The sequence below is a fragment of the Roseibacillus ishigakijimensis genome, from assembly GCF_016595415.1.
GTDB lineage: Bacteria > Verrucomicrobiota > Verrucomicrobiia > Verrucomicrobiales > Akkermansiaceae > Roseibacillus > Roseibacillus ishigakijimensis.
Window position 1 is genome coordinate 1 of sequence record NZ_JAENIO010000023.1, and the last position, 18,936, is coordinate 18,936.

Here is an 18,936-nt window from a genome sequence, read left to right on the forward strand (position 1 = left end):
ATCAACCTGACCACCGCCACGTCACCACCGAAACCCGCAAAGAACGCCGCCCCCTTGAAGACACTTGGATCGAACTCCTAAGTTGACGCGAATGGTCATCTCATCTTCAGTGACCGCAAACTCAATTACATTTGCCCGATCCAAAACTTTGGGACTAAACATATACGTCGTCTCATCAATATTCACAGTGCCGATCACAAAAAGATTTTGGGGATAGGGCACACTACGGGGAACATCACCCGGCTGTCCTAAAAATCGCTGCAGATTAGTCCCCTTCACTCCTTCCTGGTGCAACACTAGTTCTCCCTCTGACCGCTCCATCGCCGAAAGGAAATCCGCCAGATAGCGCTCGACGTGAGAAAGGTTCATCTCGTCCAGAATCAGGAAAAAGGGGGTCTTTTGATTTTTAGGCAGGTTGGCCTCTAGCAGGAGGTCTAGGACTTGGGTCGATTGATAGATGGGCAGACCATCCTCTCCCTCCCGCAGATGGTTCACATAACCCAGCACATTACGGCTATCAGTCCAATCCGAGCCTACGGCCACAACCGCGTAATTTTCCCTATTCTCATTTGTTAGCTGCTTCGCCAATGACTCCGCCACCTTGGTTTTCCCCGTTCCGGAAGCGCCGGTGAGAATCACAAAAGGTTTCGTAATAACACTGCACACAAGTGAAGCCATCTCTCTTTTCGAGTTCAGATTGCGCAATAACTCCTTACCGGACTCCAAATCATAATGCCTACTCGTGAAAAGCAGACCACTATCATTAACCAAACCTAACCCCTCTAGCCACCCCTTCTCTTCCAAACGCTTTATTGCTCTTCTTGACAAACGATTGCCACCTTCAACCCAATGACGAACATCCAGCTTGGATATACCAGCAAGCCCCCCTTTTCCTCTTTCTTCTGCAACCGGATCGAGGAAGCGATAATTAGCTAACTTATAAGCAAGAGTAGCACTCGTTATACCTATACTTTCAGCCACCTCCCGAACTCGACTATCATTAGCATCAGGCAAAACTTGATCGAACTCTTTATACAGGCTCAAAGCAGCCTCTTGATACTCGGGCGTCCATTTCACGGTGTAATTTTGGCTTAAATCTAACTAGTCGGCCAGCTCAGTTTACCCGAACCTCGAAAATTTTTGACTTCCGCTCCGGAAAAAGGAATCGCCTCTAAAATGCTACTCATAGTCGGTAGACCTTACCACCAGAAGGGGCTAGCTTTCCCTTATGCAATCCGCTCCTGATGAGGAAACTCCGACTCGGAAAGAATTACCGACGGTTCGCCTGACTCTCCTCGACTGGGGACAGGTGCAGGAAGGGCTCTCCTGTCGCCAAGAGGAATGGCAGGCGACAGCGGACTGGCATTCTGGACGGCTGGCTGATCTCCCCGATGGCTTCAAAGAAGTTCGTGATGCGGAGGAAGCTCAATGGATCGCCGACAATTACCAGCGCATCCTCGCCCTCATCGAGAGTCAACTTGAGAAGGGGAAGTGACCTGTTCGAGTCGACTTTCCGATTGCGAAAATCTACCCTTCCCCATGGCTCGCTGGACTCGGGAAGAATTGTTGCAGGCGCTGAACTTGTATCACCGCACGCCCTTCGGGCGACAGCACAGTCGGTATCGCCCCATCATTCAACTCGCGGACAAACTCGGACGCACGCCGGGGTCGGTCGCCATGAAGCTCAACAACTTCACTTCCCTCGATCCGCTGGAAAAGGCCCGTGGCATCAAGGGACTATCCGGGGCCAGTCAACTCGACCGTGCTATCTGGGAGGAGTTCGAGAACGATCTGCCAGCCCTGGCTGAAGAGTCTGAGCCTCTTCTCGACTCCGCACCCGAAGCAGGCATCAAGCCCATGGAACCCAATGGTCCCACTGAGAAGGTCACCCTAAGCAAGAGTCGCCGCCATCAGTCCTTTTTTCGCCGCACGGTGCTAGCTACCTACGACTATCGCTGTTGTCTCTCGGGCAACCCGCTCCCCGAACTTCTCCGCGCCTCCCACATCATCCCTTGGTCCGAGTCAAAGGCTTTGCGACTGAAACCCACCAATGGGCTCTGTCTGGCAGCCACCTACGACGCGGCCTTTGACCGAGGGTTGATCAGCTTTGACGAGAATTACCGTCTATTAATTGGCGCACGCCTGCACCAGTTTGCCGAGTGCGAGGACGTGCATCGTGCCTTCCTCGACCGCGCGGGTTCGCCGCTCTCTCTCCCTGAAAAAAACCTGCCTTCTCAGGAAGCTCTCGACTGGCATCGCAGACATCTTTTCCGTTCCTGAACCAGCGCCCCCTTCCCTCTTCAGCCAAGCCCCCTACCCAGCCAAGCCCCCTACCCGGGACTGGTGGAAAAATCGCCCGATAGAGCGACCAAAAGGAGCGATCGCACAGCCGAAATCAGTGATTTCACCGCTCGGATCATCGATCTCACCGCTCGGATCATCGATCTCACCGCTCAGATCATCGATCTCACCGCTCAGATCATCGATCTCACCGCTCAGATCATCGATCTCAGGGCTCAAATCGCCGATCTCAGGGCTCAGATCGTCGATTTTGGAGTCGCAATCACCACTTTCGGCCCCTTTTTTTGCGCCTGGAGAAGGTTTTCGGCACGCTTTCTGGACGGCAAAAAAGTGAAGAAATTTCTCTTTTTGGGAACTCACTACTCTCTTTTCGTAGGTTATGACAAATTCGATTCCTCTTCCATCTTGCCTTTTGTTCCATTTTCGGGAAATGTATCGGCCATGAACTTGAGCGGCCGTATCCCCCTGCTTCATGAAGCCCATCAGGTCCCCCACGCTCTGGATGCCTGCCATCATTGGTTGCGCGAGCTGCACCGGGCGCGCTGGCCGACGAGGCGGGCTCTGCAAGCTGATTTCCCCGGAGCGCTGCTGCTGCCGGCCAAGCTGGTCATTTTTCCCATTCTGGGAGAGGACTTCGCGGCGCTGGTCGTGCTCTGTCACCAGCGCCAGACGGCCTCGGTGCTGGCCGCCGGGCCCCTGTCCGCCCTCCTGCAACACTCTGCCCTGTCCGCCCATCGGGACCTCCTGGCCTCTTAGCCACCCGGAATCCCCAAGCATTAATGAACAAGACACATGAACAAATTATTGAAAACCAAAGACGATTACGAGCGGGCGCTCGCGAGGCAGCAAAAGCTGCTGCTGCGCGAGGAGGCCCTGACCGAGGGAGAGGAGAATGAGCTGGAGCTGCTCACCCACCTGCTGGAGGTCTACGAGGAGAAGGAAGCCCCCCTGCCGCCGGCCGATCCGCTGGGCGCGCTGCGCTTTCGCATGGCGCAGCTGAAGCTGAAGAACCGCGACCTCATTCCCTATCTGGGCAGCGCCAGCCGGGTCTCGGAGGTGCTCTCCGGCAAGCGCGAGCTCTCGCCCGCGATGATGAGCCGACTGCACTTTCAGCTCGGCATCCCGGCGGAGGCCCTGCTGCGTCCCCCCCCGGGCCAGGCGGCCAATGCGCGTCCGGCCACGGAGGCGGACGCTCCCCAGTCCCCGCAACCAGCCCCCGCCGCCACCGGACAGGCGCCGGGCGGGCAGACGAGTCGCCCCGAGCTGAACCCCAAGGCCCTTCCCATGGCGCAGATGCACCGCCACGGCTATTTTTCGCGATTTTCCACCCGGAAGCCCCTGCCCCGCAAGAACCGCGAGGCCATTCTCGCCGACTTCTGGCAAGAGGGGCAAGAGGGGCAAGAGGGGCAAGAGGGGCAAGAGGGGCAAGAGGGGCAGGAAGAGAGCGGAAGGGAGGCGGCGACCCCGCCGCTGGTGCTCAACCGGCAGAGCGAATCCCGCCGCGCGGGGGTCAATGCCCTCGCCCTGGCGGCGTGGCGGCACCGGGTGCGCCAGCGGGCGGCGGAGGCGAGCCAGGATTGGCCCGCGCATGATCCCGCCTCCCTGCGGGAGGACTTTCCCCACTGGCTGGCCGGGCTGAGCGCGCTCAAGCAAAAGGGCCCCAGCCTGGCGGTGGAGGCGCTGCAGGAGCGCGGGGTGGTGGTGATCATCCAGCCCCATCTGGACAAGACCTATCTCGATGGCGCGGCCTTTCTCCTCCCCGGCGGCCGTCCGGTGATCGCCCTGACCCTGCGCTACAACCGCTTCGACAACTTTTGGCACACCCTCTTCCACGAGCTCGGACACGTCGTCAGGCACCTCCGCCAGCCGGAGGACGAGTTTCTCGACATCGACATCCAGAATGTCCCGCTCGATCGGTATGAGAAGGAGGCCGACGCCTTCGCCCTCGACACCCTCATTCCCCCCGAGGACTGGGAACTGGTCCGCACCCTGAACCACGCGCGGGAGATTCGCCAAGCCGCCGCGGCCCTGAGTCGCGACGAGTCCATCCTCGCCGGTCGCCTCCGCCGCGAGGCCGGTGACTACCGGAAGCATCCCACCCTGGTGAGGAATAAGGAGCTGCGGCAGGCGCTGGGTTATCCGGATGAGGAGTGGCCGGGGTGACAGTTTTTTCCAAAGACGAAAGGTCTGGGGTTTAAAAACGAAAAACTCAAAAACCAAAGGTCTGGAACTGAAGGACGAAGAACGAAAGCTCGCTTTTGAAAAACGAAAAACTAAAGACTTAAAAACTAAAGAACCAAGAGCAACCGCTCTCAACTCTCAACTCTCAACTCTCAACTCTCAACTCTCAACTCTCAACTCTCAACTCTCCCCCCCTTTCCCCCTACCCGGCTGGCTGGCGACGTGAAGGCGTGGCGGCCCGATTCTCCGGGAAGGGGAAAACCCCAAATTGTAATCGTCATGCACGAAAACAACCCCCCCAAAAGAAAAAGCCGTTCCCTCGCGGAGCGGATTGAAGATGTCCACTCAGCGTGGACAGAATTGGCTGCGGAAGAGAGCTTCCACGGCATCTCGTTGGCAGACTTGGAAGCGGCCATGGCCCTTCTTGGAGAAGCCGACGCGGCGATCAAGGCCCTCGACACGCGGCGACGCGCGGCGGTCAATGATCGCAAGGCCACCGAAGCGACCCTGCGCGATCTCCTGGTCGAGGTCGTGGATGGCGTGAAGGGAGCTCCCAACCACGGGCAGAACGGTCGCCTCTATCGTGCCATGGGCTACGTGCCCCGACGCGAGCGGGCGAGCGGGCTCATCCGCCCGGGTTCCGCCAGCCAAGCCTCCGAATCGGAAGCGCCGGGGGCTGCCGGTGCCTCCGGAAATGCGGAAGCCGCCGCGTAGTCCTCCTGGCAGAGATTCGCTACGCGACGGCTTCTGAGGTGAGCCAAGCCATCGGTCCGGAAGGGCCGGTGGCTTTTTTCGTGATGGGAAGGTAAGCCGGTTTTTCCCCTTTTGCCAGCGTAAACAGCGAGGAGTGACAGAGGGGAAAGAAGCGCTTGCTCCGGTGGCCCGGCAGGGGCGCACTGCCGCATTTCTTGATCCTCCCGCCTTGCCAGAGGGAGGCCTTCTCGCTCAGTCTGGAGGCATGAAGAACCATCTCCTCGCTCTCGCCGCGCTTGCCGCCCTCTTTCTCGCCAGCTGCGGGGAGATGAGTACGGGGGGCTACACGGGCGGAGGAGCTGCCAATATGGGCGGGCCCACCGTCTCGGAGCGCGCGGCCCAGATTGCGGGCGAGCCCCGGGGGAACTTCTTCTACGGCCGCCGCTACTATGTGCACAAGACTCGCTTCTGGGGCTATGTGCGCAAGCCCGGCGAACCCTGGAATCGCGCCCAGCTGGTGGTGATCAATGAGCGATACGGCAAGCAGCCCGATCGTCTGCCCGAGGTGGGACCACCCGACCGCCGCTACGGCTACGACAATAATTACGAATACAAGCTCAAAGGCCGCTTCACGGGAGAGAAAGTTTACGAAATCAACTCCAACCAGTTCTTGCCCGAGTTCATGCTGACCGGCTACGAACTGCTCGACACCGACCCGGGCTGGCTCTTCTCGCCCAGCGACCATTACGACCCGAAACGCATCACGCTCTTGCCCCGCATCTAACCTTTCCACTGCCGCCATGACGCCACTGACCGACCTGAATGTAGTCGCCAACAATCCCCTGCCTTCGCCGGCCTTTCTCCACTCCGAGATACCCGCCAATGCCGCGCAAGCCGACCTGGTGGAACGCTCCCGCCGCGAGATTGGCGACATTCTCTTCCACCGCGACGAGCGCTTCCTCCTCGTGGTGGGCCCTTGCTCCATCCACGATACTACGGCCTGCCGCGAGTATGCGGAAAAGCTGGCCGCGCTCTCCGAGGAGGTGAAAGACAAGATTCTGGTGGTGATGCGGGTCTATTTCGAAAAACCGCGCACCACGGTGGGTTGGAAGGGCCTCATCATGGATCCGGACCTCGATGGCTCGGACGACATCATCAAGGGGCTCACCGAGGCCCGGCGCTTCCTGCGCGAGGTCCTCTCCCTCGGTCTGCCCACCGCCACCGAGCTGCTCGACCCCATCACCCCGCAATTCATCGCCGACCTCATCAGCTGGTCGGCCATCGGGGCACGCACCTCGGAGTCGCAGACCCACCGCCAGATGGCCTCCGGGCTCTCCATGCCGGTGGGCTTCAAGAATGCGACCTCGGGCTCGTTGAAAGCCGCTACCAATGCCATCAAGGCCGCCTCCCAGGGGCAGACCTTCCTCGGGGTCTCCGGCCAGGGGCTGGCCTCGGCGGTGACCACCAAGGGCAACCCCTACTGCCACCTCATCCTGCGCGGAGGTGAGAACGGCCCCAACTTCGATGAAGAGAGCGTGGCCCAGTCTTGCCAAATCCTGCGTGAATCCGATCTGGTGGAAACGGTGATGATCGACGCCTCGCACGCCAATTGCGGCAAAAAGCAAGAGCAGATGCCAGCGGTCTTTGAAAACATCATCGCCCAGCGGGTGGCCGGCAACAAGGCCATCACCGGGGCCATGCTGGAGAGCCACCTCGTGGCCGGGAACCAGTCCTTCCCCCAGCCCCTCGATCAGCTCACCCGCGGCCAATCCATCACCGACCAGTGCATCGACTGGGCCACCACCGAGCGCCTCATCAAGGAAGCGGCGGCCGCGCTCTGACCGCAATGGCGATCCCTCCCCTGCAGCGCCTCTACGAGGACGAATGGCTCATCGCGGTCAACAAAGAGGCCGGGCAACTGGTCCATCCCGCCGATGAGCCGCAGCCCGATGACGTGGTGACCATGAAGCTGGTGCGCGATGCCATCGGCGAGCATGTCTACACCGTGCACCGGCTCGACCGACCCACCTGCGGAGTGCTCGTCTTTGCCAAAGGAAAGACCGCCGCCCGGGCCCTGGGGCGGGCCTTCGAGCGCCAGCAGGTTAGGAAGATCTACCACGCCATCGTCACCGGGCACCCCCCCTCCGGGGAGTGGATCTGCCGGGAGCCCTTGCAAAAAACACCCGGGGCCCCCTCCCGGGAGGCCGAGACCGGCTTCCGATTACTGGCCCGGCTCCCCCACGACCTCGCGCGCCTGGAGGCCCGGCCCCGCACCGGCCGCTATCACCAGATTCGCAAGCATCTCCTCCACTGCGGTCACCCCATCGTGGGCGACTACCGCTACGGCGGCCTCGAACTCTGCGAAAGCCAGCGCACCACCCTCGGCACTGGGGGCCGCATGATGCTGCAGTGCCGCCGTCTGGAGCTCCCCCACCCCGTGAGCAAGGAAGTCCTCACCTTGGAAGCCCCGGAGGAGCCCTGCTTCGCGGCCCTGGCCTGAGCTTGGCAAAGGGCCTGCGAAAGAGATCGGTGATGACAAGCGATCACGGACCCAGCATCAAGGACGACGAGCAATACGAGGCCCTCCGCGAGGAAGGGATGAGCAAAGGCAAGGCCGCCGCCATCGCCAATACGCCCCGCGAAGAAGCGGGCAGGAAAGGCGGGCAGGCCCCACCCTACGAGGAGTGGACCGTGGCCGAGCTGCAGGAACGTGCCCGCGAGCTTGGCATCGGGGGACGATCCCAGCTGAACAAAGAGGAACTGATTGACGCTCTGAGAAACTCATGAAGATCGACCTCAGCAACAAAATCGCCTTCGTGACCGGCTCCAGCTCCGGGATCGGCCAAGCCATCGCCCTCGAACTGGGTCGGGCGGGAGCCCGGGTGGCGGTCCATTACCGCGGAAATCACGCGGGCGCGAAAAAAACTTTTGCCGAATTGCAGGCTCTGGGAGCACCCGATCCGCTCATCGTGCAAGGTGATGTGTCCTCTCCCGAGGACCTTGCAAAGTGCTTTACCGCCATCGATCAAGAGCTCGGTCCTCTGGATATTTTCATCAACAATGCGGGCTTGGACGGAAAAAAAGAAAATATGGCCGAGGGAAATCTTGCGACCTTCGAGAAAGTCATCGCCGTCAACCTCAAGGGTGGCTACTGCGGCATGCAGGAAGCCCTCCAGCGCATGGTCCCCCGAAAAAAAGGGGTGATTTTATCAATCACCTCAGTGCACGAGAAAATCCCTTGGGCGGGACAGGCGGCCTATTGTGCCAGCAAGGCCGGAGTGGCCCTGCTGACCCAATCACTCGCCCTGGAATTGGGCGATTGCGGGGTGCGCGTCCTCAACCTTGCTCCCGGAGCAATCAAAACTGCTATCAATAAAGACGTTTGGCAAGATCCGGAACAGAGGGCCGACCTTTTGCAAAAAATTCCCCAAGGCCGCCTCGGAACAGTGAAAGAAATCGCCGAAATCGCCACTTTTCTCGTTTCCGAGCAAGCGGGCTACATCCACGGCACGACCATTTTTGCTGACGGAGCGATGACAGCTTTCCCAAGTTTTTCGAAAGGAGGTTAGTAATTTTCCCAAAATGATACTAATAAAATAATAATAGCAACTCGCTTACGACAAGCAACTTTTGAGCTTTTGTTAGATTTTTTCCTTGCTAGGGAAGAGGGCGATGAAAACATTGGCCCGCTGGATAATCGCTACGACCTTATTCGTAGGTTCCCCCCTTCTCCCGGCTCTTGAGTTCGAGTTTCGCTACGACTTGGACCACTCTGGATTCTTCGACAACCCCGAGGCTCGGGAGTGTCTGGAAGCGGCGGGAGCGTTCTTTGCCGAGCTCATTAGCGACCACTTGGAGCCGATTGATCCGCTGGGATTCCACCCCGGCACATCCTATCGCTGGTATCCCACCTATCTGGAACCGGACAGTGGGAGCCAGCAACGGGCGACCGCGAGTTCCCAGCTGCAAGTGGCGGCCGACACGCTCGTCATCTTTGTGGGAGGCCGGGACTTGAGCAAATACGGGGTCTACACTTCAGCGGTGGGAGGCCCCGGAGGCATCGAGTTTGCCACTCCCGCCAACATGGAGTGGTTCGACCACCTGCTCAATCGGGGAGAAGCCGGGGCGGTGCACTTCGAGGGGCAGTCGTATTCGAGCAACCCGACGGATTTCGCGCCTTGGGGCGGGGCCATCTTTTTCAACTCTGCCCGTGAATGGAACTTTTCGACCACGGATGCCGAGGCCTCGGAGGGGGTGGATTTTCTTTCCATTGCCTTGCACGAGCTGATCCATGTGTTGGGAATCGGCAACACCAGCCCTCTTTCCAGCTGGTCTCCGCTGGTCAAGAACGGTCATTTCCAAGGACCTCTGGCGACCATTTCCAATACCGGGACCCCGCCAATTTGCACGGGCGACAAGCTCCACTGGTCGGCCCAAATTGAGGAGAACCACACTGCGGAGGCCTTCGGGCTGCCGCAAGCCCAGCCACAGGAACCTCTGATGACCCCGGCAACTGGCACCACCCGCTCGGCCAACTTTGAGATTCCCACCGATCTCGATTTGGCGGCCTTGCAGGACATTGGCTGGGAAATGGATTTCTCGAACAAAACAGTGGCCCCGGAGGTCGTCTTCGAGGGTGGATTGCCTTGCTTGGCCATCCCCACCATCACCGGGCTGCGCTATGAAGTCGAGCGCGCCCCTTCACCTGACGAGCTAGCTCCCCTCGGGGCCGCGCTGGAGGGCGACGGCTCGGTGCAGGTTTGGGAGGACGAGCAACCCCTCCCCGGCAAAGCCTTTTACCGCATCGCCATCACGGCGAGTGAGAAGCGGGCCCTGCCAACCGCCAAGAAGGCCCCCTCTTCCGCCCCACCAGAAGAATACCCGGGAGGGCTTCCCGCCGCCCTCCCGGCCAGCGACTGTGCCTGCAGCCACCCCTGAAGGCCGCGTCTCTCTAAAAAATTCCCGCCCGGGGGAGACTTTTTTCAAAAAGAAGGCACTTCCCGCTTGGAGATCGGGCCCCGCTCCCATTTGCTGTCGGAAGCTCTTCGCTGCTCCATGAGTCTCCGCCAACAACTGACCGATTCCCTGCCGCACATTCTCCCCGCCGATCCCGCCCAAGCCATCAAAGGCACCGAGCTCATCCGGCTGGTCCGGATGCGGCTGGATGGCGATTACTCGGATGCGTCCCTGCGTTACCACTTCTCCATCATGTCCTGCGATCCGGCCTCGCCCATTGCGAAGGTGGAAAAAGGCCAGGGCTACTACCGCCGCGCTCCCGCCGTGCCGGACCTGGTGAAGGCCCGCGAGATGATGTCGCAGGGCCAGCTCGACGACGTGGGCACCGACCCCCAGGCCCTCGACTACGCGGTGGCCCGCATTCAAAAATTCCGCGCCATCGTCACCCGCTACTGCGAGACCAACAACCGCTTCCCCTACCAATTCCGCTCCTCCCTGAGCAAGGGAGCCTCCATTGGCAATCTGTGGAAAATCCCCGATATGGTCATCGTGGACTGGGAATCCGGCGAACCCGGAGACCATGGCTTCGAGCTCGACCGCACCAACATCATGCTCCGGCGCTCGGTGGGACTGGCCCCCTACCGCCTCGATGCGGTCTCGCTGAAGCTAACGCCCAATCTCGAGCTCTGCCGGGAGGACTTTTTCCAGGCCCTCGCCGTCTCCTCCTGGTGCAATGCCGGGGAACTCTACTACGCCAATCCCATTCCCGACGAAGCCCTCGCCGAGGCCCTGCGCCACCTCGCCAGCCGCTACGGCGTGGGCATCACCACCTTCGGCCTCTCCCTGCAAGGACTGGACGAGCTCCCGGCAGCGGAGCACATTCTCAATGCCCAGCCCCGCGAGACGGAAGCCCTCATGGAGCGCCTCGACGTGCGCCGCATCGCCCCCTCGCAACGGCGCGACCATCTGGACTGGTCTTCCCTCCAGAATCTCCGCATGGAAAACCCCGAAGTGCACCAGCTCTTCGTCTGGATTGCGAAATCGCTGGATGCCAACCGGGTGGACCCCCAGAGCTACGAGTAGGGCCGCCGAAGACGGACGGGGTCCCTGCGGGAAAAGGACAAAAAGTTGATTTAGCCAAAGCGGTGACATTTCTTATGCTGGAGCACAAAGACCCAGTATGAGCTACACAATCGGAATCGACTACGGCAGCAACTCGGTGCGCGCCATCGTGGTGCGGACAGCGGACGGAGCGGAACTCGGCACCGCCGTCTATGACTACCCGAGCGGGCATCAAGGCATCTTGCTCGACCCCCAGGACCACAACCTCGCCCGCCAGCACCCGGGCGACTATCTGGCCGGCGTGGAGGCCACTGTTTCCCAAGCGCTCGCGGAAGCAGAGAGCAGCGATGGCGACTTTTCCCGCGACCAGGTCATCGGCCTCGGAGTCGACTCCACCGGATCCAGCCCCATCCCGGTCGATGCCCGGAATGTGCCCCTGGCCCTCAAGCCGGAATTCGAGGGCCACCTGGCGGCCCAATGCTGGCTCTGGAAAGATCACACCGCCATCGCGGAAGCAGAGGAAATCACCCGGCTGGCCGGAGAGCATCGCCCGCATTATTTGGCGAAAATCGGCGGCATCTATTCCTCGGAATGGTTCTGGGCCAAGATTTGGAAATGCCTGAAAGTAGCCCCCGAAGTCTTCGAGGCCGCGGACAGCTGGGTGGAACTCTGCGACTTCATCCCCGCCCACCTGGCCGGGGTCACCGACCCCACGCAAGTGGTGCGCGGGGTGTGCGCGGCGGGTCACAAGGCCCTCTACGCGCCGGATTGGGGCGGGCTGCCAGACAAGGAATTTCTCTCCCTCCTCGACCCCAAGCTCGCCGATCTGCGCGACCGTCTCTACGCAGAAGCCCACGATGCCAGTGCCACCGCGGGCCAACTCTCGCCAGCGTGGGCGGAGAAGTGGGGCCTCCCCGCGGGCATTCCCCTCGCGGTGGGAGAATTCGACGTCCACTACGGGGCCATTGGCTGCGGGGTGGACGAAGGCACTCTGGTCAAGGTCATCGGCACCTCCACCTGTGATTGCGGGGTGGTTTCCGCCGACCAGGAGGTGGCCGATATCCCCGGCATTTGCGGCATTGTGAAGGGAGCCATTCTCCCCGGATTCTACGGTATCGAAGCCGGACAATCGGCGGTGGGCGATATCTTCAAATGGTGGGTGGAAGTGGTCTGCGAAGGCTCCGACGAGCTGCACCGCACCCTGACCGAGGAAGCGGCCAAGCTCCGTCCCGGCCAATCCGGCCTCCTCGCGCTGGACTGGAACAATGGCAACCGCACCATTCTCGTGGATCAACGCCTCACCGGTGCCCTCATCGGGCAAACCCTCTACACCACCCGGGCCGAGATTTACCGCGCGCTTATTGAGGCCACCGCCTTCGGCGCCCGCGCCATCATCGAGCGCCTCCGCGAGCACGGCGTGCCCGTCAACCGCATCGTCTGCTCCGGTGGCATTGCGGAGAAGAATGCTCTCCTGATGCAAATCTACGCCGACGTCACCGGCTGCGAGATGCGGGTCTCCCGCTCGGCGCAGAGTTGTGCCCTGGGCGGGGCCGTGGCCGCCGCCGTCATCGCAGGAGCTCATCCTGACTTCGCCACCGCGCAAGGAGCGATGACAGGGCTGAAGGAGGTCACCTACACCCCCGCCGCAGAAGGCCAGGCACGCTACGAAAAGCTCTACCGCCTCTACCGCCAACTCCACGACGCCTTCGGCGGAGTGGACGAACAGGCCAATCTCGGCCAGGTGATGAAGGACCTCCTCGCCCTCAAACAGGCCTAAACCTTTTCCCCGAAATCAAACGATGAGTGAGTATCAAGCGATCAAAGAAGAATGCTGCGAAGCCAATATCCAGCTGCCCAAGACGGGACTGGTCGACATCACCTTTGGCAACGTCAGCGTGGCCGACCCGGAACGCCGCGTCTTTGCCATCAAGCCCAGCGGGGTGAACTACGAGGCCCTCACCCCCGACCACATGGTGGTGCTGGACTACGACGGCAAGCAGCTGGAAGGCGAGCTGCGTCCTTCCAGCGACACCCCCACCCACCGCTGCCTGTTTCTCAACTTCCCCGGCATCCGCTCGGTGGTGCACACCCACTCCCGCACGGCGGTGTCCTTCGCTCAGGCGGCCAAGGACATCCCCTGCTTGGGAACGACCCACGCGGATTACTTCTACGGTGACGTGCCCGCCAGCCGGGACATGACGGCAGAAGAAATCGCCGCTGGATACGAGTGGGAAACGGGTGAGGTGATCGTGAAAACCTTCGCCGAGCGCGCACTCAATCCCCTCGAGATCCCCGCCGTGCTCGTGCGCAATCACGGCCCCTTCGCCTGGGGTCCCAGTGGAGCCAAAGCCGTGGAGACCGCTCTCGCGCTGGAGGTGGTCGCCGAGATGGCTTGGAAAGCGCTCCAACTCAATCCCCAGGCCCCCCGCATTCCCCAACACTTGCTCGACAAGCACTACCTGCGCAAACACGGTGCCAACGCCTACTACGGACAAAAGTAAGAGCACCACTCTCCGCCCCCACCAGCCCGCCGAGCACGATGCTCTGCGGGCTTTTTTTGCTCCCCACCCCGGCTTGAGCGCGTCCCGAAAATTCCTCCCGCCACCACGAGCAAGAAGCCTAACAATTCAATCTTGTCGCATTTTTACACATAATTAGTCGAGAACTTCTGGTTTTCGATCGATAACAGTAGTTTCAACTCTTGCATTATCCATACCATAACAGACAGTTCCCCATCTCCCGCCTCCAACAAGAAGAGAGCACGGCACCCCCCAAAAAACGAACTTGTCGTTTTTTTCTTAGTCCTGCCTGTTCTCGGTGTCGGGAAGTCAAACTTAGCAACTGATGAAAAAAGAAACCTCCAATCCAACGAATCTCCCTAAGATTTGGTCCGCTCCTCTGACCAGTCTTTTGGCGATGACCGCATTTTGCGGATCAGTCAGCACAGTCTGTGCCGACTTTACCCCCATTGAAAATTTCCAGAGCCTGACCGAAGGCGCTCTGGAAGGACAGGGCAACTGGGTCACCAACGGCACCGGCTTCAACATCGTCTCTGAGCCGGGCCGCCCTTACAACAAGGTCCTGCAGCACACCGGGGCGAGCGACGCCGGCCTGCCTTGGCCCCAGTCGTTCGCAGAAGGCGGCACGGCCACCTATTTCTTCCGCGTGCTGGTGAACAATGGCTCGCAAGACATCTCGCTCGGCATCACCCACGTGGCGCCCACCACCGAATCCGTGGCCAACTTTGGCAACTTCCTGGCCCAGCCCGTCATCGTGGGCGGCAATCTGGGCGCACGGGATGGCATCCCCGGCACCGGCAATCCCAACTTCCAACCCCAGGTCAATGGCCTTCTCCCGGGAGACTGGTACAAGATCTGGGTCGTCTTCGACAGCGCGGCGGACAGCTACCAATTCTATGTGCAGAGTGACGACGACTCCCTCGTGGGCACCCAGCAGGAGTTTCCTCCCCTCGATGGCACCTGGGACTTCCGCTCGATTGTGACGGATGCCATCGTGGCCACCCAGCTGACCTCGAACTCAGGCAACACCAACTATTACATCGACGACATCTACCTCGATGACGCGGGCGCCAATCTCGCCGACCCCTCTGCGGCGGATCGGGCGGATGGCGACAACGATGGCATGACCGATGCCTGGGAGATGTTCTACTTCGGCAATCTCAACCAGAGCGCGGGCACGGACTTCGACAACGACGGTCTGCGCGATGTGGAGGAAGAACTGGAAGGCACCGACCCCACGGAAGCAGACACCGATGAGGATGGAGTGAGCGATGGCGATGAAGTCTCCGGCGATGCCAACAACGCCTTCTTCAACCTCGGCACCGATCCCCTCGACAGCGACAGCGATGACGACGGGCTGACCGATGGCGAAGAGATCAGCGGCAGCAAAAACCCGGTCGGCAATCGCCCCACCGACCCCAACTATGCGGACACCGACGCTGACAATGTGAGCGATCCCGAGGAATTCCTCTACGGGTCCAATGCCATCGACCCCGACAGCGTGCCACAAATCCACACCCTGATCGCTCCCGGCAAGCGCAATGGCGGCTTCGAATCCCGCAGCGGGGCCGTGGTGGGCACCAATTACAAACTGGGCTGGGACGGTCCCGATCCAGACAACATTGATGCCTGGACCACTTGGAGCGAGCAAACCACGACCTCCACCGACAGTGGCGTCGAGGCCGGCGGCCAGTCCGAAGGGGCGGTGCACGGCTTCACCCAGAATGGCAATGGTGCCAAGAACATGACTCCTTACCTCGTGCAGGAAGGCGACGTCATCCGCCTCACCTATGATCGGGTCAATGGCTACACCACGGGGGACACCTTCCTCCTCTCCGACCTCACGGAGGATTCCCTTGGCTTCGTGCAACTGCCCGGCAGTCCCGCGCAGGAAGACACCGCGGACGGCTCCTACACCATCACCTACGTGGTTCCGGCAGGCAGCCTGGCCATCGGCCACCCGCTGGGCATTGGCATTCGCAACAACACCGCCGCCTCTTGGCCCGGTTGGGACAACATGGTCCTCACCATCAATGATCGCGATAGCGACAACGATGGGCTGAGCGATTTTGCGGAAGACTTCTACTGGGGCAATGGCGATGACCTGGTGACAGCGGAAGAGCTCGAGGTCACCACCGGTTCCGCCGACTCCGACAACGACAGCTACAGCAACGCCGAGGAGGTGGCCAACGGCTCCGACCCCCTCGATGCCAACTCCGGCCTCAATGACTCCGATGGCGACGGCCTCAACGACGACTGGGAAAGAGATATCTTCGGCGACCTGTCCCAATCGGCGGAAGGAGACTTCGACAACGACCAGGCCACCAACCTGGAAGAAGAATCGGCAGGCACCGACGGTGCGGATGCCAGCAGCTGGCCCGACCTCGACAACGACGGCATGAGCAATGCCTGGGAAATTGCCAACGACCTCAACCGCTTCACCAATGACGCCAATGGCGATGCCGACAATGACGGCTTCACCAACTTGGAAGAACACGACGCTGGCTCCGATCCGCAGGACCCGAACTGGACCCCCGAGAATGCCCTCCTTGCCCATCGTTGGAGCTTCAACGGCAATCTCACTGATTCGGCTGGCGACTCCGATGCCACGATCGTGGAAGTGGGTGCCAACGACGTCTCGCTGAACTCCACCGGCATCACCCTGACAGGCGGCGCGCAAGGCGAGTCCGACTATGTCGTCCTGGGTGAAAACCTGATTGGCGGGAAAACCACCCCCGTGACCATCGAGCTGTGGGCCACAGCGCACACCGTGCAGAACTGGTCCCGCATCTTCGACTTCGGCTCCGACACCACCGACTACCTCTTCATGAGCTGGTCCACCGGCACCAACGGAAATACCGATCGCGTTGGCTGGGTTTCTCCCAACGACACCGGCTTCAACTCCGACAGCACCAATGCCCCCTACGTGCTGGATGTGCCCTACCACATCGTCCTGACCATCACCCCGGCCTACTACTCCGGCGCCCTGCAGGGCTCCACAGTGACCTGGTATAGTGCCCCGGTGCACGATTCCCAGCCGGGTGGACACGGACTTCTCGCCGCCCAAGGCTCGGTCGAGACCAACCTCCACCTCACGGACCTGACCGACGCCATGAACTTGCTTGGCCGCTCCTTCTTTCCGGACAACACCGCCCATGCCACCTACGACGAGGTTCGTATTTGGGATGGAGCGCTCAGCGAGACCGAGCGGGAGCTCTTCCATTTGCTCGGACCCGACTCCATCGACCGCAGCAATACCGATGGCGACCCCTTCCCCGATGCTTGGGAGCAAGCCTACTTTGGCAGCACCAATGTGGCCCGGGGCGGCTCCGATAGTGATGGCGATGGCGACAACGACGATGAAGAGTTGGCCGCCGAATCCAATCCCAACGATGCCACCTCCACCGTGGCCGATACCGATGGTGATGGTCTGGACGACGAGAACTTCGAGCTCGTCTACTGGAACAACCTTCTCCAGAACGGAACCCAGGACCCCGATGGCGATCTCGTCAACAACGAGGAAGAAGAAACCGGCGACAGCAACCCGCTCGACGCCAACTCCTCCCCGGACAACGACGAAGACGACCTCTCCGACAGCTGGGAGCTGGTGAACTTCGGCGACCTGGATGAAACGGGAAGCACTGATCCCGATAACGACGGCGACAACAACGCTCTCGAGTTCGCCAACGGCACCGACCCGAACGATCCCTTCTCCTCACAAGACTCCGAGCCCGATGGCTTGGCCGATGGCTGGGAAACGTTCTACTTCTCCGATTTGGATGAAGGGGCGGCCGGCGATCCGGACAGCGATGGTGCGACCAACTTGGCTGAATTCAATGCCGGCACCAATCCCACGGATGGCACTTCCGTGCCCGATGTGAACAACGACGGCATCCCGGACGGACGCACCCTCATCGCCTCCGATGGCCTTGGCACTTCTTCCTTCGACCAAGACGGAGTCAACAACTGGGACGATACCCTCGACCCCACTGCAGGCTTGAACTACCTGGTCTACGGCTACGATCTACGCACCCCGGCGACTGGTGACGTCACCTTCGCCGGAGCCCGCCTGATCATTGCCAGTGATGAAAACACCACCTCCAATCTGGTAGCGAAGAACGCGGGCGTGGCCACCATCCCCTACTTCGGGCTGGACGGCCTCACCATCAACCAGGCTGGCGGAGCCAACCTCACCCTGGCTGGCAGCGAGTTCCGCGTCTCCTCTCCCTCGGAGTTGTGGGCCAACAATGGCAACCTGATCATCAACGCGCCCTTCACCGGTTCAGCCCAGCTGAATCTGACCACCACGGGACCAACGAATCAGGTCATCCTGAACGGGCAGAGCACCTTCACAGGTGACCTCAACCTGACGACCCACGGAACCAACCCCGACAACGGGAAACTGGTCTTGGGCAATGCAGGTCGTCTCACCTTCGCCCCTACCACCAATGGCGTGACCAATGCCATTACCGGGGCCGGAACGGCCGCCTTGAACGGGTCCATCGCCTTCGACCTCAGCAATGCGGATGAAACCAATGGCAACCAATGGCTCATCTTCGCCACCACCGGCGAGGTCACCATCGGCGCCACCTTCAACGTCACTGGATTCACCTCCGATGGCGGAGCTCCCGGCAGCCGGATCTGGACCCAGGGAGAGTATACCTTTGACGAAGCGACAGGGGTGCTCACCTTTGGCGCGGTCTCAGCAGGCTATGCCGATTGGGCCAGCTTGAACGGTCTGGACGCGGGCAACAGCGGTGCCACCACCGATGCGGAGGGCGATGGCTTCGACAACCTGCTGGAATATCAGCTGGGCGGCGATCCCCTGGCAGCCGATGGCGGCGAACTCGTCTCGACCAGCGTGAGTGACACCCACCTCGTCTTCACCTTCGAGCGCTCCGATGCCTCGGAAAGCGACACCACCCTGACCTTCCAGTGGAGCGGCAATCTGCAGACTTGGCAGAACGCCGCCGTGGGGGCCGCCAGCGCAACCAGCGCGGAGGGGGTGATTGTCACCGTGACTGAAGACGGCGGCTCCAGCCCCGACTTCGACCTCATCGAGGTGCAGGTGCCCAAGACCCTCGCCACTGACGGCAAGCTCTTCGGTCGCCTCAGCGGCAGCCAGCAGTAAGGAGGCGTCGCCAACAATCGAAATCACAACCAAAAAGCCCGGGAGTGCGCTCCCGGGCTTTTTTGGGGTAAAAAAAGAAGGGGAAGCCATCTC

Annotated in this window: 17 protein-coding genes; 15 read left to right on the plus strand and 2 right to left on the minus strand. The window is 60.8% G+C overall.

Going from position 1 to position 18,936, the window contains the following annotated elements; genetic code table 11:
* Positions 1–21 precede the first annotated feature (21 nt).
* The gene (locus tag JIN78_RS17730) at positions 22–1,077 is read right to left on the minus strand and encodes an AAA family ATPase (protein ID WP_200391825.1); all 1,056 of its coding nucleotides are present in this window, start codon (positions 1,075–1,077) and stop codon (positions 22–24) included.
* Positions 1,078–1,228: 151 nt separating this feature from the next.
* On the opposite strand from JIN78_RS17730, the gene JIN78_RS10005 reads away from it, so the two are divergent.
* Complete coding sequence (locus JIN78_RS10005; protein ID WP_200391826.1) at positions 1,229–1,495, plus strand: hypothetical protein; 267 nt, start codon at positions 1,229–1,231, stop codon at positions 1,493–1,495.
* Between the two features lie 44 nt (positions 1,496–1,539).
* Entirely contained in the window at positions 1,540–2,280 is a 741-nt protein-coding gene (locus JIN78_RS10010; protein ID WP_200391827.1) for an HNH endonuclease, read from the plus strand.
* A 33-nt stretch (positions 2,281–2,313) separates the two neighbouring features.
* Here JIN78_RS10010 and JIN78_RS10015 read toward each other — a convergent pair whose 3' ends face one another.
* Positions 2,314–2,661 (minus strand): hypothetical protein, encoded by a 348-nt coding sequence (locus JIN78_RS10015; protein ID WP_200391828.1) that lies wholly within the window; start codon positions 2,659–2,661, stop codon positions 2,314–2,316.
* A gap of 81 nt (positions 2,662–2,742) precedes the next feature.
* Here JIN78_RS10015 and JIN78_RS10020 point away from each other — a divergent pair, with 81 nt between their 5' ends.
* The 13 genes from JIN78_RS10020 (at position 2,743) to JIN78_RS10080 (ending at position 18,843) form a co-directional block, all read left to right on the plus strand.
* Positions 2,743–3,057, plus strand: coding sequence for a type II toxin-antitoxin system HigB family toxin (locus tag JIN78_RS10020; protein ID WP_200391829.1), 315 nt, complete (start codon positions 2,743–2,745; stop codon positions 3,055–3,057).
* Between the two features lie 36 nt (positions 3,058–3,093).
* Positions 3,094–4,464 (plus strand): ImmA/IrrE family metallo-endopeptidase, encoded by a 1,371-nt coding sequence (locus JIN78_RS10025; RefSeq protein WP_200391830.1) that lies wholly within the window; start codon positions 3,094–3,096, stop codon positions 4,462–4,464.
* 297 nt (positions 4,465–4,761) lie between these two features.
* The gene (locus tag JIN78_RS10030; RefSeq protein ID WP_200391831.1) at positions 4,762–5,196 is read left to right on the plus strand and encodes a hypothetical protein; all 435 of its coding nucleotides are present in this window, start codon (positions 4,762–4,764) and stop codon (positions 5,194–5,196) included.
* 244 nt (positions 5,197–5,440) lie between these two features.
* Entirely contained in the window at positions 5,441–5,959 is a 519-nt protein-coding gene (locus JIN78_RS10035) for a hypothetical protein (RefSeq protein WP_234037917.1), read from the plus strand.
* Between the two features lie 16 nt (positions 5,960–5,975).
* Positions 5,976–7,016 carry a 3-deoxy-7-phosphoheptulonate synthase gene (locus tag JIN78_RS10040; protein ID WP_200391832.1) on the plus strand — a complete coding sequence of 347 codons (1,041 nt, stop codon included), beginning with the start codon at positions 5,976–5,978 and terminating at the stop codon, positions 7,014–7,016.
* A 5-nt stretch (positions 7,017–7,021) separates the two neighbouring features.
* Positions 7,022–7,675 (plus strand): RluA family pseudouridine synthase, encoded by a 654-nt coding sequence (locus JIN78_RS10045; protein WP_200391833.1) that lies wholly within the window; start codon positions 7,022–7,024, stop codon positions 7,673–7,675.
* Between the two features lie 32 nt (positions 7,676–7,707).
* Positions 7,708–7,962 carry an SAP domain-containing protein gene (locus tag JIN78_RS10050; protein WP_200391834.1) on the plus strand — a complete coding sequence of 85 codons (255 nt, stop codon included), beginning with the start codon at positions 7,708–7,710 and terminating at the stop codon, positions 7,960–7,962.
* Positions 7,959–8,744 (plus strand): SDR family oxidoreductase, encoded by a 786-nt coding sequence (locus JIN78_RS10055; protein ID WP_200391835.1) that lies wholly within the window; start codon positions 7,959–7,961, stop codon positions 8,742–8,744. Before JIN78_RS10050 ends, JIN78_RS10055 begins: the two co-directional genes overlap by 4 nt.
* Positions 8,745–8,847: 103 nt before the next feature.
* Entirely contained in the window at positions 8,848–10,113 is a 1,266-nt protein-coding gene (locus JIN78_RS10060) for a M10 family metallopeptidase domain-containing protein (RefSeq protein WP_200391836.1), read from the plus strand.
* A gap of 117 nt (positions 10,114–10,230) precedes the next feature.
* Positions 10,231–11,214 carry a hypothetical protein gene (locus tag JIN78_RS10065; RefSeq protein WP_200391837.1) on the plus strand — a complete coding sequence of 328 codons (984 nt, stop codon included), beginning with the start codon at positions 10,231–10,233 and terminating at the stop codon, positions 11,212–11,214.
* A 97-nt stretch (positions 11,215–11,311) separates the two neighbouring features.
* Entirely contained in the window at positions 11,312–12,970 is a 1,659-nt protein-coding gene (locus JIN78_RS10070; RefSeq protein WP_200391838.1) for a ribulokinase, read from the plus strand.
* A gap of 22 nt (positions 12,971–12,992) precedes the next feature.
* Positions 12,993–13,694 carry an L-ribulose-5-phosphate 4-epimerase gene (locus JIN78_RS10075; protein ID WP_200391839.1) on the plus strand — a complete coding sequence of 234 codons (702 nt, stop codon included), beginning with the start codon at positions 12,993–12,995 and terminating at the stop codon, positions 13,692–13,694.
* A gap of 415 nt (positions 13,695–14,109) precedes the next feature.
* Complete coding sequence (locus JIN78_RS10080) at positions 14,110–18,843, plus strand: hypothetical protein (RefSeq protein ID WP_200391840.1); 4,734 nt, start codon at positions 14,110–14,112, stop codon at positions 18,841–18,843.
* The last annotated feature ends 93 nt before the right edge of the window (positions 18,844–18,936 follow it).